The sequence below is a fragment of the Ideonella lacteola genome, assembly GCF_038066555.1.
Lineage (GTDB): Bacteria > Pseudomonadota > Gammaproteobacteria > Burkholderiales > Burkholderiaceae_C > Ideonella > Ideonella lacteola.
The window spans coordinates 1-18961 of the sequence record NZ_JBBUTG010000001.1 but is presented as its reverse complement, the minus strand read 5'-3'; the positions used below and the strand labels follow the sequence as shown (position 1 = coordinate 18961).

Sequence of the window (18961 nt, the reverse complement as noted above, 5' to 3'; positions counted from 1 at the left end):
ACGTACGTATCGACAGCGTCATTCGTTGATGCCCTTGGTGCCACGGCGGGCGAGGTACTTGTCCCAGTAGAAGTCGTCGGCATTGGCCTTGCTGACGATCGACAGGCCGTTGTCGAGGAACGGTACCGCCATTGGGTTGGTGCCATTGCGGCGGGCGTCATTCATCGGGTCGATGAGCTGCGCGTTCTTCGCCAGGAACAGCAGCATCATCCCCATGTAGCCCTGCATGCCCTGGTTGGGGTTGATGGCGCCGAACACGTCGCCCGACTTGATCATGTCGAGGATCTTGGCGTTGACGTCGCAGCACATCACGCGGATGTTCTTCTTGGACTCGACCTTCGCCTGCGCAGCGCCGAGCGCCGAATTGGCCTCAGGCATGAAGATGGCGCCCAGATTGGGGTTGGCCTGGGCCAGGCTCAGCGTGGCCTGGTAGGCCTTGTTCGGATCCTGGTTGCTGGCAGCCCGCCCCACCAGCTTCATCGCCGGATGCTTGGTCTTCATGCGATTGACGAAGGCGGCGACGCGACGGTCGTGGTTGTCCTGGCCGGGGTTCTCCAACACCGCGTACTCACCCTTGTCGCCCAGGGCCGCCGCGATGGCGTCCGCCGCATGCGAGCCTTCGCGGTCGTTGTCGGAGGTAACGAACGACACACGCTTCGAATTGGGCGAGTCCGCTGCGAAGGTGACCACCGGGATGCCCATCGCGGCCGCCCGGTTGATGGGCTCGATGAACGGGTCCGGGTTCATCGGGTGCAGCAGGATGCCCGCCGGCTTGCGGGCCAGCTCCTGTTCGAACGAGGCCAGCTGCTTGTTGACGTCGTACTCCGGCGTGCCGCTGTAGCGCGTCTTCACGCCCAGGGTCCGACCGAGCTGTTTCATCATCTCGTAGACGGGGAACCAGTACTCCACCCCCGAGACCATCACGTTCATCACGTAGACATCGTTCGGGTTGCCCCGCAGCCCAGCGGCGGCCGCCTGTTGCGCCCAAGTGCTGCCAGCCCCTACCACGCCGGCACCGGTCACAGCCGCCGCCTTCAAGAAATCGCGCCTCATCGTTGTCTCCTGCTGCCGGTCGTCTCGCCGACGCCGGCCGTTGTTTCATGGTTTCGCCTGTGGAGCGAATCCGCTTCGTTGTCATGACAGCGATAGAATATCTCCCGCCAATTTACACCGCAAACTAGGATAAACACGGGGGCATCGTTTCAAAAACTAGGCAACGATGTCATGACATGAAAGCAGACATCTTCATCGGTATCGACATGGGCTCCAGCAGCCTGAAGGCGGTGGCCTTCGAATCCAGCAGCGCCGCCGCCATCGCCGCCGCGGGCAGCGCCTTGCCGCACGTTCGCCGCGCAGACGGCGCTTGCGAGCTGAGCGAATCCGCCATCCGGGTCGCGCTGGTCAGTGCACTGCGCGGCGTGACCGATCAACTGGGCCCGCGCGTGGCGCAGGTTCGCGCCATCGGCTGCACGGGCCATGGCGCGGGCCTGTACGCACTGGGCGCCAGCGGTCAACTGCTCCGCGGGTTCGGGGTTGCCTCCACCGATCAGCGCGCAGCCCGGCGCGCCGCCGCCCTCGCTCGGGCGCAGGGTGACACGCTGTTCGACGAGGTGGGTTGCCGCCCCTGGGCGGGCCAGCCCTTGCCCTTGCTGGCCGAGCTGCTCGCGCACGGCGAGCTGCAACCCAGCGACATCCGCCACCTGCTGTTCGCCAAGGACTACCTCGCCTACCTGCTCACCGGCCACATCGCCACCGACGCCAGCGATGCCAGCACGGCCGGCCTGCTGGCACTGGCCACGGGAGGCTGGTCGCAGACCGCACTGCAGGCGAGCGGCGTGGCCGAGCTGGTGTCGCGCGCCCTGCCCCCGCTGCTGCCCAGCGGCTCGGTGATCGGCAGCCTGCATCCGCTGCAGGCCACCGATTGCGGGCTGCCCGCCGGCTTGCCGGTCGCGATGGTGGCGATCGATCTGCTGGCATCGCTGACGGCGGTGGGTGCCCAGCAAAGTGGCATGCCAGTGGCCGTGCTCGGCACCTGGTGCGTCAACGTGGTCATGGCGCCGCGCCAACATCCCAAGCCCGCCGTGGCCGCCATCGTCGACCCCCGGCTTGGGAGCGCTTCAGAAGAGTGGCTCTACATGGAGAACAGCCCCTCGTCGATGGCCAACATGGCGTGGCTGGCGCGGCAGTTCGGGTGGCCCAGCGCTGCCGCCGTGGTCGACGCCGCCATGGCGTCGCCACTGGGTGCACAAGGGCTGAGGTTTGCGCCCTTCATCAACGGTGGTGGACCATTCGCCGGGGTCGAGGCCGCGTTCCTCGGCCTGTCGCACCACCACGGCCGCACGGAGATGGCGCGGGCCGTGGTCGACGCCGTGATGGCATTGCACGCCTACCACCTGCGAAGGCTCGCCTCGCTCGGGCTCGGCAGCCCCGGACGCGTGGCCGTGCTGGGGGGCGGCGCGAGAGATCACCGGCTGGTGCAATTGCTGGCCACCATGCTGGGGCACCCTGTCCAGCGCTGTGGTGACGATGAGACCGGGGCGCGAGGGGCGGCCCTGTGGGCCGCCAGATCGCAAGGGCTGCCTGCCGAGATGCTGCAGGCGCCGGCCGACGTGGTGGAGCCAGACACACCGTCGATCGCGGCTCATCAGGCCTACTGCGCCGGCTTCGAGCGGCAGATGCGAGGCCTTGCCGACGCGTTCGCTTCACAAAACGAGGTGCGGGCATGAGCGTCGACCAATTGCGATGGCAGCGCCCCGGCGCCTTGGCAGGGCGGCACTTTTCGGTGGTCGTGATCGGTGCCGGCATCAATGGCGTGGGTGTGTTTCGCGATCTCTGCCTGCAGGGCGTGGATTGCCTGCTGATCGACAAGGGCGATGTGGCCGCTGGTGCGAGCAGCGCACCGTCGCGGATGATCCACGGCGGCTTGCGCTACCTGGAGCATGGCTCGTTCTCGCTGGTGGCCGAGGCCACCCGTGAGCGCAACCTGCTTCTGCGCAATGCGCCGCATCTGGTCAAGCCGCTGAAGACGGTCGTGCCGCTGTCCAACCGGTTCGGCGGGCTGCTCAGCAGCGTGTTGCGCTTCACGCGGTTGGCCGGATCACCCTCGGCCCGCGGCCTGTTCGTGGTCAGCCTGGGCCTTCGGCTCTACGACTTGCTGGGCCGCCGGCATCGGGTGATGCCGGAGCACCGGGTCGATCCGGTGTCGCGGCACGACATGGGGCTGTTCCGACCGGACGTGCGCTGGGCCGCAACCTTCTACGATGCTTTCATCAGCCACCCCGAGTGGCTCATCCTGGAGCTGCTCGGCGACGGCTGCCGCGATGAGCAGCGATCGGTCGTGGCGAACTACTGCAAGCTGGAGCAAGGCACGGGCAAGACGCTGAGCTTGCGCGACGAACTCACCGGAGAGACGGTGCAGCTCACCTGCGACGTGGTCGTCAATGCGACGGGTGCCTGGCTCGATCGATGCGCCGGCGCCCTGGACGCGGACAGCGCGCGGGTCATGGGCACCAAAGGCTCTCACCTGGTGCTCGACCATCCCGCACTTCGCCGCTTGCTGGAAGGCCGCATGGCCTACTTCGAGGCCTCGGACGGCCGCGTCTGCATCGCGTATCCGTTCCTTGATCAGGTGCTGGTTGGCTCCACCGACATCCCGGTAGACGACCCCGATCAAGCGGCGACCGACCCGGCTGAAGTGGGCTACCTGCTGGGCGTGCTGCGCGAGATGTTCCCGCGTTTGCCCTTCGAGCGGAAGCACGTCCTCTACACCTTCGTGGGCGTGCGGCCGCTGGCGCGATCTCGCGCCGATCAACCGGGCGGCATCGCGCGCGACCACAGCGTGGCGGTGGATCCACCCTCCACCCAACGACAGGTGCCGGTCGTCGGCCTGGTCGGCGGCAAGTGGACCACCTTCCGCGCACTGGCCGAGTTGGCGACAGACGAGGTGCTGACATGGCTCCGGCGCGGTCGCCGTCGATCCACCGAGCCCCTGCCCATCGGCGGCGGCGCCCATTGGCCTGCCCACGACAAGGCCAAAGACAACTTGGTGGCCGACATCCAGGCCGCCGGAGGCCTCGGCCGCCAGCGGGCGATCGAGCTGCTGAACCGCTACGGCAGCGTGGCCGTGGACCTGGCCGAGCGATTCGCCGCCGACGGCGACGCGATGCTGGCGAGAGTCCCCGGCTATTCGGCCGCAGAGCTGCGCTATCTGTGTCGCCAGACCGGCGTGGCGCACCTCGATGACCTGGTCCTGCGCCGCACGCTGCTCGCGATCGGCGGGCGCCTGACGGCCGAGGCCCTCAACGAGATGGCCACGATCGCCGCGAAGGCCTTGGGCTGGGATGCACGCCGCCAATCTGCCGAGTTGCAACGCTGCCGTGTGCTGTTGCGAGAACGACATGGCGTGGCCCTCGCCGAGGTGCCGCCAACACCCCGCCATGCCCCAAGTTTCGATGCATCATTGCCCGCCCGGCCACTACCGACCAGCAACCCGACGTGAACCACCCCATCGCCATCCCGACATCCGCGCCTGCCGTTCTGGATCGCCATGCCGGCTCACCGCTTTGGATGCAGTTCCGCGACACCTTACGGGCGCGAATACTGCAAGGCGAACTCGCCGTGGGCAGCAAGCTGCCGACCGAGGCGGAATTCGGTGAGCAGTTCGGCATCTCTCGCATCGTGGTTCGCGAGGCGTTGGCCGATCTGGTGCGCAGCGGGCTGATCTACAAGATCCGCGGCCAGGGCGCCTTTGTGGCGGCCCGCGAGCGCGATGAAGACTTCGTCTCCACCGTGCTCGGCTTCTCGGACGAAATGGCACGAAAGGGCCGCACCGTTCGCACCCAGGTGCTGCAGCAGGAGCTGCGCGCGCCCACCGAGCATGAGGTACAGATGCTCACGCTCGGCGCCGACGCGCAGGTGGTCGCGCTCAGACGGCTGCGCAGCGTCGATGGGGAGCTGCAATTGCTCGTCACCACCGCGGTTCCGGCCGATCTGGCGCCAGGGCTGCACCGCACGCGGCTGGAGAACCGGTCGCTGTACGACGTGCTTCGCCGCCAATACGGCATGCGCATCGTCAAGGCGGAACGGTGGATCGATGCGGTGCTGCCTGATGCCGCGTCGCGTGAGCTGCTCGGCGTGGCGGCGGACGAGCCGCTGCTGCGGATCGAATCCATTGCCTATGGCGCCAACGGCCGACCGTTGGAGTATTACGAGGCGCTGCATCGCTGCCAAGCCAGCCGGCTGCACGTGAAGACAACGACCTGATTCAGAGTCCATGTCGATCCGGCGTGAAAGCGAAAGCGCTCTCATGATCGATGGAACCGGAACCAGATACGTCCTCTTGCAAATACCAGAATCAAACCAATAGAAGACCTATTGCGAACCAGTTTGATGGCTCCCAAGAATTGCGACCCACACCACCGCAAGGAGACATCCATGAAACTGGCTCGCATCGCTTGGCTGGGGCTCGCTGCCGTCGCCCTGCCACTGTCTGCCGTGGCGCACGGCTACATCAGTGCGCCGGAGTCGCGCGGGTACCAATGCAAGTTGGGGAACAACACCGACTGCGGCGCCATCCAGTGGGAGCCGCAGAGCCTGGAAGCCCCCTCAGGCTGGCCCGCAGGCGGCCCGCCCGACCAGCACATCGCCAGCGCCAACCACGACTCGTTCGCCGAGTTGGACGTGCAGACCAAGGCCCGCTGGACGAAGGGCAAGATGAAGGGTGGCCAGAACAGCTTCACCTGGACCTTCACCGCCAACCACGTGACGCGCAATTGGCGCTACTACATCACCAAGCAAGGCTGGAACCCGAGTCAGAAGTTGACCCGAGCGTCGTTCGAGACGGCACCGTTTTGCACCGTCGACGGCGGCATGAGGCAGCCCCCGATGCAGGTGACCCACAACTGCAACGTGCCCTCGCGCACCGGCTACCAGATCATCCTCGGCGTCTGGGAAATCGGCGACACGTCGAACAGCTTTTACAACGTGATCGACGTGAAGTTCCCGAAGGCGAGCGGCAAGTACGAAGAAGACTGATCGAGCGGTGAGGTGGCACCACCAGCCACTTCGCCCTACAGGCTTGCTCGGCACCGAAACCCGGCGGCCAGAGCGGGGCATCCGAGGCGTCGTTGGGAAACGCCGGAGGGCGTCGCCGTCGTGAAGCGGAGGAACCGGCCGTTCGGTTCCTTCGCTTCACGGGCCCTGATACAAGGCGCGAACGAGCCCCAGACACAGCGTCGGGAAAAACAGCATCGCGATCGTGCGGATCACATCGGTCGCGAGAAATGGCATCACGCCGCGGTAGGTCTCGGCCATGGGCACCTCTTTGGCGATGCTGTTGACCACGTAGACATTCAGGCCGACCGGTGGTGCCGTCATGCCGATGCCCACCGTCATCAGCACCAGGATGCCGAACCAGATCGCCTTCATCTCGGGCGACAGGCCCCACAGGTCGAGCCCCATGATGGCCGGGAACAGCACCGGGATGGTCAACAGCATCATCGACAGCTCATCCATCACGCAGCCGAGCACCACGTAGAACACCATCACCAGGCCCACGATCAGCAACGGCGCCACCTGCAGGTGGGTGACCCAATCGGCCAGCAGGCGCGGCATCGCGGTGAGCGCCAGCGACGCGTTCATCATGTCGGCACCGAGGAAGATCATGAAGACCATCGCCGAGGTCTCGGCGGTGCCGAGGAAGCTTCTCGCGATGCCCGCCCGGTCGAGCTCGCCGCGCGCCAGTGCCGCGATGAACGTGCCCAACGCCCCGACCGCGGCGCCCTCGGTCGGCGAGAACATGCCGCCGTAGATGCCACCGAAGACGATCACGAAGATCACGACGATGGGCCACACGCCGATCAAGGTGCGCCAGCGCTGCGGCCACGGCATGGGCTGGCTGGGCGTGGCCAGTGAGGGGCGCCAGCGGCACACGGCGCCGATCACCAGCAGATAGCCCACCGTTGCCAGCAGGCCCGGCACCAGCGCCGCCGCAAACAGCTTCGCGATGTTCTGCTCGGTGAGGATGGCGTAGACCACCAAAGGCACCGAGGGCGGGATCAGGATGCCCAGCGTGCCCCCCGAGGCCAACGCTGCGGTGGACAGGCGGCCGCTGTAGCCGTGCGCCTTCATCTCGGGATAGGCCACCTGCGTGATCGTGGCCGAGGTCGCCACCGATGAGCCGCACACGGCACCGAACGCCGCGGCACTCAGCACCGCGGCCATCGCCAGGCCACCGCGGATGTGGCCCACAAACGCGGCCGCCGCCTGGAACAGCGCACGCGACAACCCGCCCTGCGTGGCGAACTGCCCCATCAGCAGAAACAGCGGAATGACCGACAGGTCGTACACCGTCAGGCGGGCGACGGCGGCGCCCTTGAGCTGGTTGAGCAATGCCTGGTCGTTCGTCATCGCCCAGTAGCCCAGTGCGCCGGGGATGAACATGGCCGCCGCGATGGGCACCCGCAACGCCATCAAGGCGAGCATGCCCGCGAACATGCCCAGGCCGATCCACAAAGGGTCCATCTGTCGCTCGTCCCTAGTGCAGTGTTTGATGCTGGGCGGAACTTAAGAAAACCGATGGGTTTGGTCGTCTGGCGAGGCGCGAACCACAGCGATGCCTGGTGGCATCGCGAGGATTTGCAACGACGCCAGGCGGCCAAAGGCACGGTTTCATGTTCCGCATAGCGTCGAACACTGCACTACACCCCGGCCACGGTCAGCTCGTGGCCACGTCCGAGCTGCCAGGCCTGCCACAGCGCGATCACCGCGCTCAATGCCAAGCCCGGTGACAGCGAGGCGTAGACCCACCACATCGGCAGGCCCAGGATCATCGAGGTCTCGCCCGCCTCGCGGACCGACAACGCTCCCACGCCACTGCGCCACGACAGCAACGCGCACATCGCGGCCAACAACAGCGCACCCACCGCATCGAGCCGGCGTGTCGCCCGGGCGGGCCATCGCTGGGTGAAGAAGTCCACGATGATGTGGGCACCGTGGACCTGCGACCAGGGCAGGCACAACGAGATGGCCAGGGCGATGCCGAACTGCGTCAGCTCGACATCACCGGCAATCGGGCCTGCGCCAGCCGCCCGCATGACGATGGAGCACACCGTCATCCCGGCCACGGCACAGGCCACTGCCCCGCCGAGCATCGCCGAACCCAACGAGAGCGCACGCAGCACGGCGCCCGGCATTCGCACGGCGCCGGGCATCAACGCGTGGAACGCGGCAGCGCCGTCACGGGGCCAGCCCGCTTCACTTGGCCACCTTGTACTTGGCGAGCAGGTCCTTCGCGTCTTGCAGCATCTGCTTGGCCGGCATGCCCTTGCCCTCGACTTCGGCGACCCAGCCGATGTACAGCGGTGCCGAGGCGCGCACCCAGTTGTCCAGCTCGGCGGCAGGGATGGTGTAGAGCACGTTGCCGCGGTCGATCGCCGCCTTGCGGCCCGCCGCCTGGCTGTTGTCCCACAGTTTGCCGACCGACTGCGAGAACTCAGCGCCGGAGTTGTCGTCAATGACCTTCTTCAGCTCCGGCGGCAGGCTGTCGTACTTGGCCTGGTTCATCGCGAACACGAACACCGCGCTGTAGAGCGCCGGGCGCGAAGGGTCGGTCTCACTGTCGTACTTGACCAGTTCGTGCAGCTTCAACGACGGCATCACCTCCCACGGCAGCAAGAAGCCATCGATCGTGCCCTTGCTCACCGCATCGGGGATGGCAGGCAGCGGCATGCCCACCGGCGAGGCCCCCAGCGTGGCCAGCAGCTTGTTGGTCTGCCGGGTGGGCGCCCGCATCTTCAGGCCCTTGAAGTCGGCCATCGTCTTCACCTGCTTGTCGCGGGTGTGGATGTAGCCTTCGTCGTGCACCCAGGTGGCCAGCACCTTGGTGCCCGGGAATTCCTTGAGTGCGTACTTCTGCAGGTAGTCCCACGCGGCGCGGGCACCCGCCTCGGCCGAGTTGCACATGAAGGGCAGCTCGAACACCTCCATGGCCGGAAAGCGCCCGGCGGTGTAGCCCGGCAGCGTGATCACCAGGTCGTCCACGCCGTCCTTGACGCGGTCGACCAGTTGCGGCGGCGTACCGCCACCCGACATCGCCGGCAGGATCTGGCACTTGAGCTTGCCGCCGGATTCCTTCGCGACCTTGTCGCACCAGGGCTGGATCAGGTTCACCGAGGCCATCGCCTGAGGGTTCCAGATGTGGTGGAACTTCAGCGTCACCTCCTGGCCCCACGCGGGCGCCGCCAGCCACGAGGCAGCAGCGAGCGCGGCGAGGCGCAACAGGGGGCAGGTGATCGTCGTCATGGCGGCTCCAGAAGCAAGTGCAAACTGCCTCGTCAGCTTACGCCGCGGCGCAACGCCTCCCCAGCGGGGATCACCCCAATCCGCGCAGCCCGGAAAAGACAAGGGCCACCCCATGGGGCGGCCCTGGAAGCGGGCGATTCGCAGCGCCCGGATCTTGAACGGCGATTACTTCGCTTCGCCGGCGCGCTTTTCGACGTGGATCTCCAGCAGGCGGCTGATGTTGCTCATCGAGGCCATGTGGAAGTGCACGAGCGCCAGCAGGCCGGTGCGCTGCAGCTCGACGATCTCGGCGTCCTTCAGGTTCTTCATGCGCTCTTCGTCCACCGCCATGAAGCCGTCGATCGACAGCGGCGTGCCGTCGGGCAGCGTGGCGTCGAAGCGCTTTTCCTGCAGCAGACCGAACTCCATCATCTTGCGGCCCGCCATCCGGGTGCGCTCGACTTCCACCTCGATCTTCTCGACGAAATCGCGGATCTCGTTGAGGTACTTGGTGGGCTCGCCCTTGTCATCGAACAGCGCTTCGCCTTCCGTCTGCGAGAACACCGGGCTGGTCTCGTCGAAGCAGACGATGTACTGCTTGTCCGGCGTGGGCGCCATCGCGAACGGGTAGGCGCGCAGCAGGGCGGGCACGTAGCGCATCGTCCAGCGGCCATGGCGGTACACGAGGTTCTCGCCCTTGAGCAGGCCAAACACCGTCACCGGCGCGACGAGGTCCTTGCCTTGCTCGTCCTTGCCGGCACGCAGGAAGAGGATGGGGTATTCCTTGCACGCATCGGCGAATTCGGCCGCGGTGATGAAAAACGCGTTCAGGTGCGAGGTAGCGTCCAGCGCGCTTTGTTCGCGGCGAACGCGCAGGTTGCGGTGCGACACACGGTCCAGCGCCACGGGCTTCTTGTGCAGCTCGGGGTTGATCACTTCAATTCTCCAGATTCACTACAGGCCCCTGCTGACGACTTGCCAGCACCTTGTCGACCCGTTTTCCATCGAGGTCCACCACCTCAAACCGCCAGCCTTCCCACTCCACCTGATCGGCGGTGCGGGGCAGCCGGCCCAGCAGCAGCATGATCATGCCGGCCAGGGTGTTGTAGCGCCCGCGATCTTCCTCGGGCAATTCTTTCAATTCGAGTCGGTCTTTCAGCTCGGGCACGGGGATCAGGCCGTCGATCAACCAGCTGCCGTCTTCGCGCTGCACGGCCCAGGCACCGTCGTCGGCCTGTCCACCGAATTCGCCGGTGATGGCTTCCAGCACGTCACGCACGGTGATCACACCCTGCACCGCGCCGTATTCGTCGACCACGAACACCAGCTCGGCACCCGAATTGCGGAAGTGCTCCAGCAACTCCATGCCGGACAGCGTCTCGGGCACAAACACCGGCGGCTGCAGGTGCTCGGCCAGAGAGCCCACGCGGTTCTCGGCCAGCGGCCTGAGCAGGCTGTGTGCGGCGACGACGCCGATGACGTCGTCCAGGCCGCCGCGGCAAACGGGGTAGCGCGAGTGCTCTTCCGAGGCGACGACCTGCAGCACCTCTTCGATCGTCGCATTCGCATCGAGCCACTTGATCTCGGCGCGCGGGATCATCATCGAGCCGATCTGGCGATCATCCAGACGAAACACGTTGCGCACCATCTGGTGCTCTTGCGCCTCGATGACACCGGCGTCCAGGCCTTCTTCCAAGCTGGCGGCAATTTCCTCTTCCGTCACGCTGCGCGCCGGGCCGCCGCGCACGCCCATGAGGCGCAGGATGCCCTCGGTGCACGCGGCGAGCACCGCCACCAGCGGGCGGGTGGCCAGCGACAACCATTCCATCGGCGGCGCCACCAGGCGGGCCACCGTTTCCGGGTACATCTGGCCCATGCGCTTGGGCACGAGCTCACCGAAGATGATCGACAGCACGGTGATGATCAACACCACCAGCGCCGTGGCGGACACATCCGCCGCACGCTGCGAGATGGGCAGCATCGTCAGCAGCCAGGTCGACAGCGGGCCGGAGAACGCAGCATCACCCACGATGCCGTTGAGAACGCTGATCGACGTGATGCCGATCTGCACCGTCGACAGGAATTTCGTCGGGTTGTCGTGCAGGTCGATCGCCGCCTGCGCGCCCGACTCCCCGGCCTCCAGCATCACCTGCAACCGCGCCTTTCGGCTGGCGGAAAGGGCCATTTCGGACATTGCGAACAGGCCGTTGAGGAGGATCAGGAATACGAGTAAGGCGAGGTCCATGTGGGGCGGCGCAAGCATGATCTGCGCCGCAGGGTGGGCAATAAATGGGGCGTGAGCGTAGCAGAATCGGGTGTCCTGTCCCGAAAATGCCCCCCTCCACCGCCTCGCCACGGCATTTGGGCACGGAGCGTGCGGCCGGCCGCCGCCGCGTGCAGCAGCACGCCTTCACGCAGGGACTTTCAGCACAGGACACCCCATGCACTACCTGATCGGCGACCTCCAAGGCTGCTGCGATGCCTTCGAGCGCCTGCTCGCCGCCGTCGACTTTTCTCCGTCGCGCGATCGGCTTCATGTGCTGGGTGACCTGGTCAACCGCGGGCCCGGCTCGCTGGCGGTCTTGCATCGCTTGCAGGGCTTTGGCACCAGCGCCGGGTATCTGCTGGGCAACCACGATCTGCATCTGCTGGCGGTGGCGGCCGGTGTGCGCCGGCCTCACAAGCGCGACACGCTGGTGCAGATCCTCGATCACCCTCAACGCGAAGCCTTGCTCGACTGGCTGTGCCAGGGCCGGCTGGCCGATCGCGCCGAAGGCTGGCTGATGGTTCACGCCGGGGTCGTGCCACAGTGGAATGGCGAGCGCACACTGGCACTGGCCCACGAAGTCGAGACCATGCTGCGCGGCCCCGCCCGGCGCGACTTCCTGCCGCAGATGTACGGCAACCAGCCCGATCGTTGGGACGATTCGTTGCAGGGCGCCGACCGCCTGCGCTTCATCATCAATGCGCTGACCCGCCTGCGCTTCTGCGCCGCAGACGGCACCCTCGAGTTTGACACCAAGGAAGGCGCCGATGGCGCCCCACCCGGCTACAAGCCCTGGTTCGAGCACCCCCACCGCGCCAGCGCAGGCGAGCCCATCGCCTTTGGCCACTGGTCGACCCTGGGGCTCATCAACCGCCCCGACCTGCTCGCGCTCGACACCGGCTGCGTGTGGGGCGGTGCGCTGACGGCGGTGCGTGTCGACGGCGGCCGGCGCGAGGTGATCCAGGTGCCCTGCTCGCAGGCCCAGGCACCCGGTTGAACCGCCTCGCCCCGGTGCGACGCATCACCGGGGAAACACGGTGAAGCCATAAAGATAGTCTTTGCTACATTCTTTCGAACAGCAGGCGCCTTGATCGCCGCAGGCCAACGCCCGGCCGCCGCAGGCGCTTGCCATCGAGCGAGGACTCACCATGCGCAACACCCGTTGGGCTCGCGTTGCCGCGGCCCTGGCCGCCGCAGCCACGGTTGGTTTTGTCGGCTGCGACAAGACCTCGCCCGGTGCGGGTCAGCGCGCGGGCGATCTGGCCGTCGACACCGCGTTCCAGAAGAAGCTGCAAGAGCAACTGCTCGATGCGCAGCCGGGTGCCGTGATCGAGCTCCCGGCAGGCAACTTCCACCTTGACCGCGGTCTGTCGCTGCGCGCCTCTGGCGTCACGCTGCGCGGCGCGGGCATGGAGAAGACCGTCCTGTCATTCCGCGGCCAGGTGGCCGGGCCCGAGGGCCTGCTGGTGCAAGCCAGCGATTTCACCATCGAGGGGCTGACGATCGAAGACAGCCAAGGCGACGGGCTGAAGATCAACGATGGCGAAAACATCACCATCCGCGGCGTGAGAGTGCGCTGGACGGAGGGCCCCAAGACCAGCAACGGTGCCTACGGCATCTACCCGGTCAAGACCAAGAATGTGCTGATCGAAGACTCGCAGTCCTTCGGCGCATCGGATGCGGGCATCTACGTCGGCCAATCCAACAAGGTCATCGTGCGCCGCTGCCGGGCCGAGCAAAACGTGGCGGGCATCGAGATCGAGAACACCATCGATGCGGACGTGTACGAGAACGTCGCCACCGGCAATACCGGCGGCATCCTCGTCTTCAACATGCCCAACCTCTCGCAGGCCGGGCACTCGACGCGGGTCTACAAGAACCGCATCGAGAAGAACAACTTGGCGAACTTCGGCGCCAAGGGCACCGCCGTGGCCAGCGTGCCGGCCGGCTCGGGGGTGGTGATCAACTCGAACTCGAAGGTGGAGATCTTCGACAACGACATCGTCGACAACCGGACCGCCAACGTCATCATCTCCAGCTACTTCTCGACCGGGTACTACAGCGACAAGGGCGTCGAGCCAGGGTACGACCCTTACCCCAAGGCGATCTACGTTCACGGCAACCGCTTTTCCGGTGGCGGCGACTCTCCCGACGGCGTTGACCTGAAGGTGCTGAAGACGGCGATGTTCGGCCTCAACGGGCACTTTCCCGATGTGCTGTGGGACGGCTACACCGACCCCAAGGCGGGCAACGCCCCCGAAGCGCGTTTGTGCGTGAAGAACGACAAGGCCGAGGTGCTCAATGCCGACGGGCCTGGCCAATACAAGAACCCGCGTCTGGTCACCGACGACATGCGCTGCGAGCTGCCACCGCTGTCGCCCGTGGCCCTGCAAAAATCGTGAGCCCGCACGCTCCCTCCCGGTCGATGTCCCCCGAGGGCGATCTTGAAGCAGACCGGCAGTGCCGGAGCCGCGCAAATCCCTTGGCTCGGTTGGCGGCATGCATCGCGCTCACCGCGCTGACCCTGGCGGGCTGCCAGCGCACGCCGCCCCCGGTAAATTTCATTGCCGAGGGCAAGCCGGCCATGTTGTCGGCGTGGCACGTGGTCGAGTCCAACGGCCAGCGGCTGTCGCTCAATACCGGCGTGTTGCCCTATGACCTGAACACGCCGCTGTTCAGCGACTACGCCCACAAGCTGCGCACCGTGTGGATGCCCGCGGGCCAGTCGGCCACCTACCGCGATACGGCAGCGTTCGATTTCCCGGTGGGCACCATCATCACCAAGACCTTCTACTACCCTCGAGCGGAAGGAAGCCCCGGCAACGCCTTGCGGCAAACCAGCATGGCACCAGGCGGCTCGCCCACCGAAGGGCTGGATCTGAGCCAGGTGCGCCTGATCGAGACCCGTTTGCTCGTGAAGCGAACCACCGGCTGGGTGGTGCTGCCCTACGTGTGGAACGACGCGCAGACCGACGCTGCGCTGGAGCGCACGGGCGACCAGAAGGCCCTTGAGCTGGTGGACGATGCAGGGCGGCACCAACACTTCACCTACGTGGTGCCCAACGAGAACCAGTGCGCGGCCTGCCATGTGGTGAACCTGAAGGAGAAGGTCTTCACCCCCATCGGGCCCAAAGCGCGCCACCTGAACCGAACCCTGCGCTACGCCGATGGCGAAGAGAACCAACTGGCTCGCTGGCAGCGCGTGGGCTACCTCACGGGCCTCCCGCCCGCCAGCGAAGCCGCGCCGCTGCCGCGCGCCGCCAATTGGGCGGATACCACCTTGCCGCTGGCCGACCGGGCGCGCGCGTACCTGGACGTGAACTGCGCGCACTGCCACCAGGCCCAGGCAACTGCCAGCAACACCGCCCTGCGGCTCGACGCGCAAGCGACGGTCGATTGGCAGATGGGCCTGTGCAAGCCGCCTGTGGCCGCCGGCAAAGGCACCGGCGACCGCCTGTTCGACATCGTCCCGGGGCAGCCCGACGCTTCGATCATGACCTGGCGCCTGGCCAGCACCGAGGGCGGCGTGATGATGCCCGAGCTGGGCCGAAACACCGTTCACGAAGAGGGCCTGCAGCTGATCCGGCAGTGGATCAGTTCGCTGCCTGGCCGCTGCAACGCCACCGAATCCAAGCTGTAAAACACGAGGAGATCGCCCATGCCCAACCCAGCCTGCCTCCGCCGGCCTCGCCACACGGCCCTGGCCGCCGCAGCGCTCAGCGCGCTCACCGCCTGGCCCGTGGCGGGATGGGCCGAAGACGTGCCGGCGAAGAAGGACGCCGACGGTGGCACCTCGGTGATCGAGGTGACCGCGCAAGGCCGCAAACAAGAAGTTCTGCAGGTGCCCATCTCGATTCAACTGATCGGCCCGGAGCAGATCGAGAAGCTGGGCGCCGTGAACATCTCCGAGGTGTCCAGCTTCGTGCCTGGCCTGCAGATCGACGCCACCGAACCCACCCAACCCAACTTCACCCTGCGCGGCCTGGGCACCGCGGACTTCGGCATCGGTACCGATTCACCCGTGGGCGTGTACGTGAACGGCGTGTACGCCGGCAAGACGGGCGGCGCCATGCTGAACTTCAACGACTTGAAGCGGGTGGAGGTGCTGAAGGGCCCTCAAGGCACGCTCTTCGGCCGCAACAGCGCCGGTGGCGCCATCTCGGTGGTGACCAACGACCCGGGCGACACCTTCGCCGCAAGCGGCCTGCTGCGCATGGGCAACCAGGCCACGGTGCATACCGAGGCCATGGTCAATCAACCGCTCAATTCGGAATGGGCGCTGCGCTTTTCATCCGTCACCCAGCGCCGCGAAGGCTGGACAACCAACGTCACCACCGCCAAGCGGGCACCACAAGACAACGCCTGGGGCGCGCGCCTAGCGCTGGGCTGGACGCCCAGTGACGCCACCCACGCGGTCCTGAGTTGGGAACACGAAGACCTGGACCAGCGCGCGCGACCGGCCTGGGCCCTCTCACCGGTGACGCCGGTGTTCCCGGCCACCGACGCCAACGGCCACATCGACACCTCGGGCTTCGTCGACCCGCGCAAGCAATCACTGCGCAACGATGTGGAGAACGGCCGCGAGGAGCGGCTGTACGACGGCCTGTCGCTGCGCGTGGAGCATGACCTCGGATTCGGCACCTTCAGCAGCTTGACGGCCTGGCGCCACTTCAACAGCACGAACGTGCAGGACAACGACGGCACCGACAACATCGCATCACGCCTGTCCACCGGCAACTTCGAGAAGAACACGGGCTGGCAACAGGAGTTCAGGCTGGCCGGCAACACCGGATTGGCCGACTGGCTGGTGGGCTTGAGCCTCTCTGGCGAGGACGCGCGCCAGACGAGCCAGATCAACACCACCACCAACTCGCTCGATACGCTGTTTTCGCACAACCCAGAGGTGGGCATCGCCCCCTTCACCACGCTGAATCGCGTGGCCCTGCTGGCCGGCGTGCCGGGTGTGGCCATGCTGGGCGAGCGCTGGCAGGAAGAGATGCGCAACACCGGCGATTTCAAGGCTTATGCGCTGTTCGGCGACACCATCTGGCACCTGGGCTCGGACACCAACCTCACCACCGGCATCCGCTTTACCCGCGACGAGAAGAAGTTCAGCTGGTACAACCCGCTGCGCTCGGCCCCTGGGCTGGATCCACAGCTGGCCGTCTTCACGCCTGAGTTCTTCCAGGCGCTGGTCGATGCCGGCGCGCTGGACCCGGCCACGGCGGGCGCGCTGACGGGCCTCGTCGGCTTTCTGCAAACCAGCAACGTGGAGTTCAACAACCCCGAGTGGGCCACGGCGCCGGTCTACGCAAAGCAAAGCTGGAACAACGTCAGCCCGCGGTTGGTGATTGATCACCATTTCGGCAAGGACACGATGGTGTTCGGCTCGGTCAGCCGAGGCTACCAAGCCGGTGGCTTCAACTCCGTCAGCACCGAAGCCAACGGCGGCCGCTTCGACCCCGAAACCGTCACCAACTACGAGTTGGGCATCAAGGGCCGCTTCGCCAACAGCGGCCTGAGCTACGGCGCCTCACTGTTCCACTACCTGTTCAAGAACCTGCAGTCGATCACCCTCGACCAGACCCTGCCCATCCCGGCGTATGTGGTCACGGTGAGCGATGTGGAAGCCACCGGCGCCGACATCGAAGCTCAGTGGCAGATCGACCGCTCCATGCGCCTGTTCGGCTCGGCCGAGTTGATCGACCAGAAGTACAAGGCGCAGCGCAACCGCGCCGGCGGCAGCAATGACCTGACCGGCCAACCGTATGGCACACCGCGGGCATCACTCACCGCCGGCGTCGACGTGCAATGGGCATGGGGCAGCGGCCTGGCCAACTGGTCTATGCAGGGCTCGTACCTGAGCGCCACCCGCTGCAACGACGACTCCGAAGTCCAAGGCGCCTGCCTCAAGGCGCCCGGCTTCCGCGTGGGCGAAGCCCGCCAGCGCATCGACACCCGCCTGGGCTGGGAAGCAGGCTCCAAGAACTGGGGCTTGGCCCTGGTCGTGAACAACCTGCTCGACAAGCAGTACGTGCAATACCTGAGCAACCTCTCCTCCCCGGTCGGATCGCCCTACTACGCCGGCCTGACCGAGCCCCGCCGGATCCAGATCGAGGTCAAAGTGAAGCTCTGACGCCACGCCAGGCCGGCGCCATCGGCCACTTTCTAGGCCCGGCGCCGGCAAGGCACCGAATGTGAACGATAATCACGGCCTTCCCAGGAAGCGTGGCCGAGCGGTTTAAGGCACCGGTCTTGAAAACCGGCGAGGGCTTATCCCCTCCGTGAGTTCGAATCTCACCGCTTCCGCCAGTGGAATGGCTCATAGGCGACATCCGGCCTAAGCACAACCAACTGGCCAAAACGCTGGGCGGTGCGATCGCCCGTGCGACCACAACACCGCCACCGTCCGCTGGATCAAGGAACGCTGATGACCTTGATGCGGATCTGATCGCCCTGAATGTCTTCCGTGGGTCGCTCGAATTCCCACTGCTGATCCGCCCACGGCTGGTCTTTGGAGGAAGGCGCCAGGAAATACGGCCGTCCACTCACCGGATGCACCCGCAGCGGCAGCAAGCCCACTTGCTGGCGACGAGCCTGGATCTCGGCCAACGTCATATTCGACACGACGGCCAGGCCATCCACCTCCAACCGCCCCGCGAAGGGAAGTGCGGGCTGCAGGCCAGCGCGCACACACGTCTCACGTCGAACCTGATCAATCAAGTCCGCCCGCGACCAGCCGCGTTCAGCATCGGTGGCGGTGATCTGATCGATGCGAAGTTTCACTGAAGCTTGATGCTCAGCCTCTTCCACCGGCGTGCAGGGCCGCGAGGCGGACAGGTTCTCCTCCTGCCCCAGCCAGATCCGGACGCTGTGAACCAGCTTGGGCCGGCCCGGCAGATCGTCGCGCGGGGCAGCGTAGATGACGATGCCCGTCTTCTGCCAGTAGGCGTCTGCGCTCACCTGGTCGCTGGGATCGTGCCCCAAGAAGGCATTCACCTCGGCCGCTGTCGTGCGATTCAGCCGAATCGGATGGCCGTCGAGATCAACCAGGCCTCGCGTGATGGTCAGCCGGCCCACCTTGCCGCTGAGCCTCTGCCCTGTGCCTTCTTGCGCGCCTGCTAGGTCAGCGCCCATTGCCAAGACCATTCCGGCGCACGCGGCCAACATGCTGAGAATCTTCTGCCGCCGATAGCCAGAAAGTGGTTGCCGGGTGGGCGCCGCAAATCGCACGACCAATTGATCCTCACGGCACCACCGGCCGGGCTGGAAGCCAATTCGCTTCGATCGATTCACCGTAAGCAGCCAGGGAACACATGTTGATCTGACAGCGCCCTGGTAGTGAACATCTGTCCGCTTAGAAGGAGTCGGACACGTGAACACTTATGGGGTCGATCTGATGGGCCGGCGGCGTCG

The 18961-nt window shown here is 66.2% G+C and carries 15 protein-coding genes and 1 tRNA gene; 9 read left to right on the top strand and 7 right to left on the bottom strand.

Features of this window, described 5'->3' with window-relative positions; translation table 11 throughout:
• Positions 1 to 18: 18 nt before the first annotated feature.
• Positions 19 to 1053, bottom strand: coding sequence for a substrate-binding domain-containing protein (locus tag AACH06_RS00080; protein ID WP_341423544.1), 1035 nt, complete (start codon positions 1051 to 1053; stop codon positions 19 to 21).
• A gap of 176 nt (positions 1054 to 1229) precedes the next feature.
• Between AACH06_RS00080 and AACH06_RS00075 the strand changes: the two genes are divergently transcribed.
• From AACH06_RS00075 to AACH06_RS00060, 4 genes are all read left to right on the top strand, one after another.
• A complete protein-coding gene (locus AACH06_RS00075; protein WP_341423543.1) occupies positions 1230 to 2726 on the top strand; it encodes an FGGY family carbohydrate kinase in 1497 nt (498 codons plus the stop codon).
• Entirely contained in the window at positions 2723 to 4498 is a 1776-nt protein-coding gene (locus AACH06_RS00070; protein WP_341423542.1) for a glycerol-3-phosphate dehydrogenase/oxidase, read from the top strand. The genes AACH06_RS00075 and AACH06_RS00070 overlap by 4 nt, the downstream gene beginning before the upstream one ends.
• A gap of 68 nt (positions 4499 to 4566) precedes the next feature.
• On the top strand, positions 4567 to 5262 hold the full coding sequence (locus AACH06_RS00065; RefSeq protein WP_341424207.1) for a GntR family transcriptional regulator: 696 nt from the start codon (positions 4567 to 4569) through the stop codon (positions 5260 to 5262).
• A gap of 171 nt (positions 5263 to 5433) precedes the next feature.
• Entirely contained in the window at positions 5434 to 6033 is a 600-nt protein-coding gene (locus AACH06_RS00060; RefSeq protein ID WP_341423541.1) for a lytic polysaccharide monooxygenase, read from the top strand.
• A 156-nt stretch (positions 6034 to 6189) separates the two neighbouring features.
• Here the strand turns inward: AACH06_RS00060 and AACH06_RS00055 are convergent, their stop codons facing one another.
• The 5 genes from AACH06_RS00055 to AACH06_RS00035 all read right to left on the bottom strand — a co-directional run bounded on the left by AACH06_RS00055 (position 6190) and on the right by AACH06_RS00035 (position 11524).
• Entirely contained in the window at positions 6190 to 7521 is a 1332-nt protein-coding gene (locus AACH06_RS00055) for a TRAP transporter large permease (RefSeq protein WP_341423540.1), read from the bottom strand.
• A 176-nt stretch (positions 7522 to 7697) separates the two neighbouring features.
• A complete protein-coding gene (locus AACH06_RS00050) occupies positions 7698 to 8192 on the bottom strand; it encodes a TRAP transporter small permease (RefSeq protein ID WP_341423539.1) in 495 nt (164 codons plus the stop codon).
• A gap of 61 nt (positions 8193 to 8253) precedes the next feature.
• Positions 8254 to 9300, bottom strand: coding sequence for a TRAP transporter substrate-binding protein (locus AACH06_RS00045; protein WP_341423538.1), 1047 nt, complete (start codon positions 9298 to 9300; stop codon positions 8254 to 8256).
• A gap of 165 nt (positions 9301 to 9465) precedes the next feature.
• The gene (locus tag AACH06_RS00040) at positions 9466 to 10215 is read right to left on the bottom strand and encodes a SapC family protein (RefSeq protein ID WP_341423537.1); all 750 of its coding nucleotides are present in this window, start codon (positions 10213 to 10215) and stop codon (positions 9466 to 9468) included.
• Position 10216: 1 nt separating this feature from the next.
• Positions 10217 to 11524 carry a hemolysin family protein gene (locus AACH06_RS00035; protein ID WP_341423536.1) on the bottom strand — a complete coding sequence of 436 codons (1308 nt, stop codon included), beginning with the start codon at positions 11522 to 11524 and terminating at the stop codon, positions 10217 to 10219.
• Positions 11525 to 11720: 196 nt separating this feature from the next.
• Between AACH06_RS00035 and AACH06_RS00030 the strand changes: the two genes are divergently transcribed.
• The 5 genes from AACH06_RS00030 (at position 11721) to AACH06_RS00010 (ending at position 17857) form a co-directional block, all read left to right on the top strand.
• Positions 11721 to 12542 carry a symmetrical bis(5'-nucleosyl)-tetraphosphatase gene (locus tag AACH06_RS00030; protein WP_341423535.1) on the top strand — a complete coding sequence of 274 codons (822 nt, stop codon included), beginning with the start codon at positions 11721 to 11723 and terminating at the stop codon, positions 12540 to 12542.
• Positions 12543 to 12693: 151 nt separating this feature from the next.
• Positions 12694 to 13947, top strand: a complete 1254-nt coding sequence (locus AACH06_RS00025) for a parallel beta-helix domain-containing protein (RefSeq protein ID WP_341423534.1) — start codon at positions 12694 to 12696, stop codon at positions 13945 to 13947.
• An 89-nt stretch (positions 13948 to 14036) separates the two neighbouring features.
• The gene (locus tag AACH06_RS00020; protein ID WP_341423533.1) at positions 14037 to 15185 is read left to right on the top strand and encodes an SO2930 family diheme c-type cytochrome; all 1149 of its coding nucleotides are present in this window, start codon (positions 14037 to 14039) and stop codon (positions 15183 to 15185) included.
• Between the two features lie 18 nt (positions 15186 to 15203).
• Positions 15204 to 17681 carry a TonB-dependent receptor gene (locus AACH06_RS00015; protein ID WP_341423532.1) on the top strand — a complete coding sequence of 826 codons (2478 nt, stop codon included), beginning with the start codon at positions 15204 to 15206 and terminating at the stop codon, positions 17679 to 17681.
• An 86-nt stretch (positions 17682 to 17767) separates the two neighbouring features.
• Positions 17768 to 17857, top strand: a tRNA-Ser gene (locus tag AACH06_RS00010).
• A 105-nt stretch (positions 17858 to 17962) separates the two neighbouring features.
• Here the strand turns inward: AACH06_RS00010 and AACH06_RS00005 are convergent.
• A complete protein-coding gene (locus tag AACH06_RS00005) occupies positions 17963 to 18928 on the bottom strand; it encodes a hypothetical protein (RefSeq protein ID WP_341423531.1) in 966 nt (321 codons plus the stop codon).
• Positions 18929 to 18961: the final 33 nt, after the last annotated feature.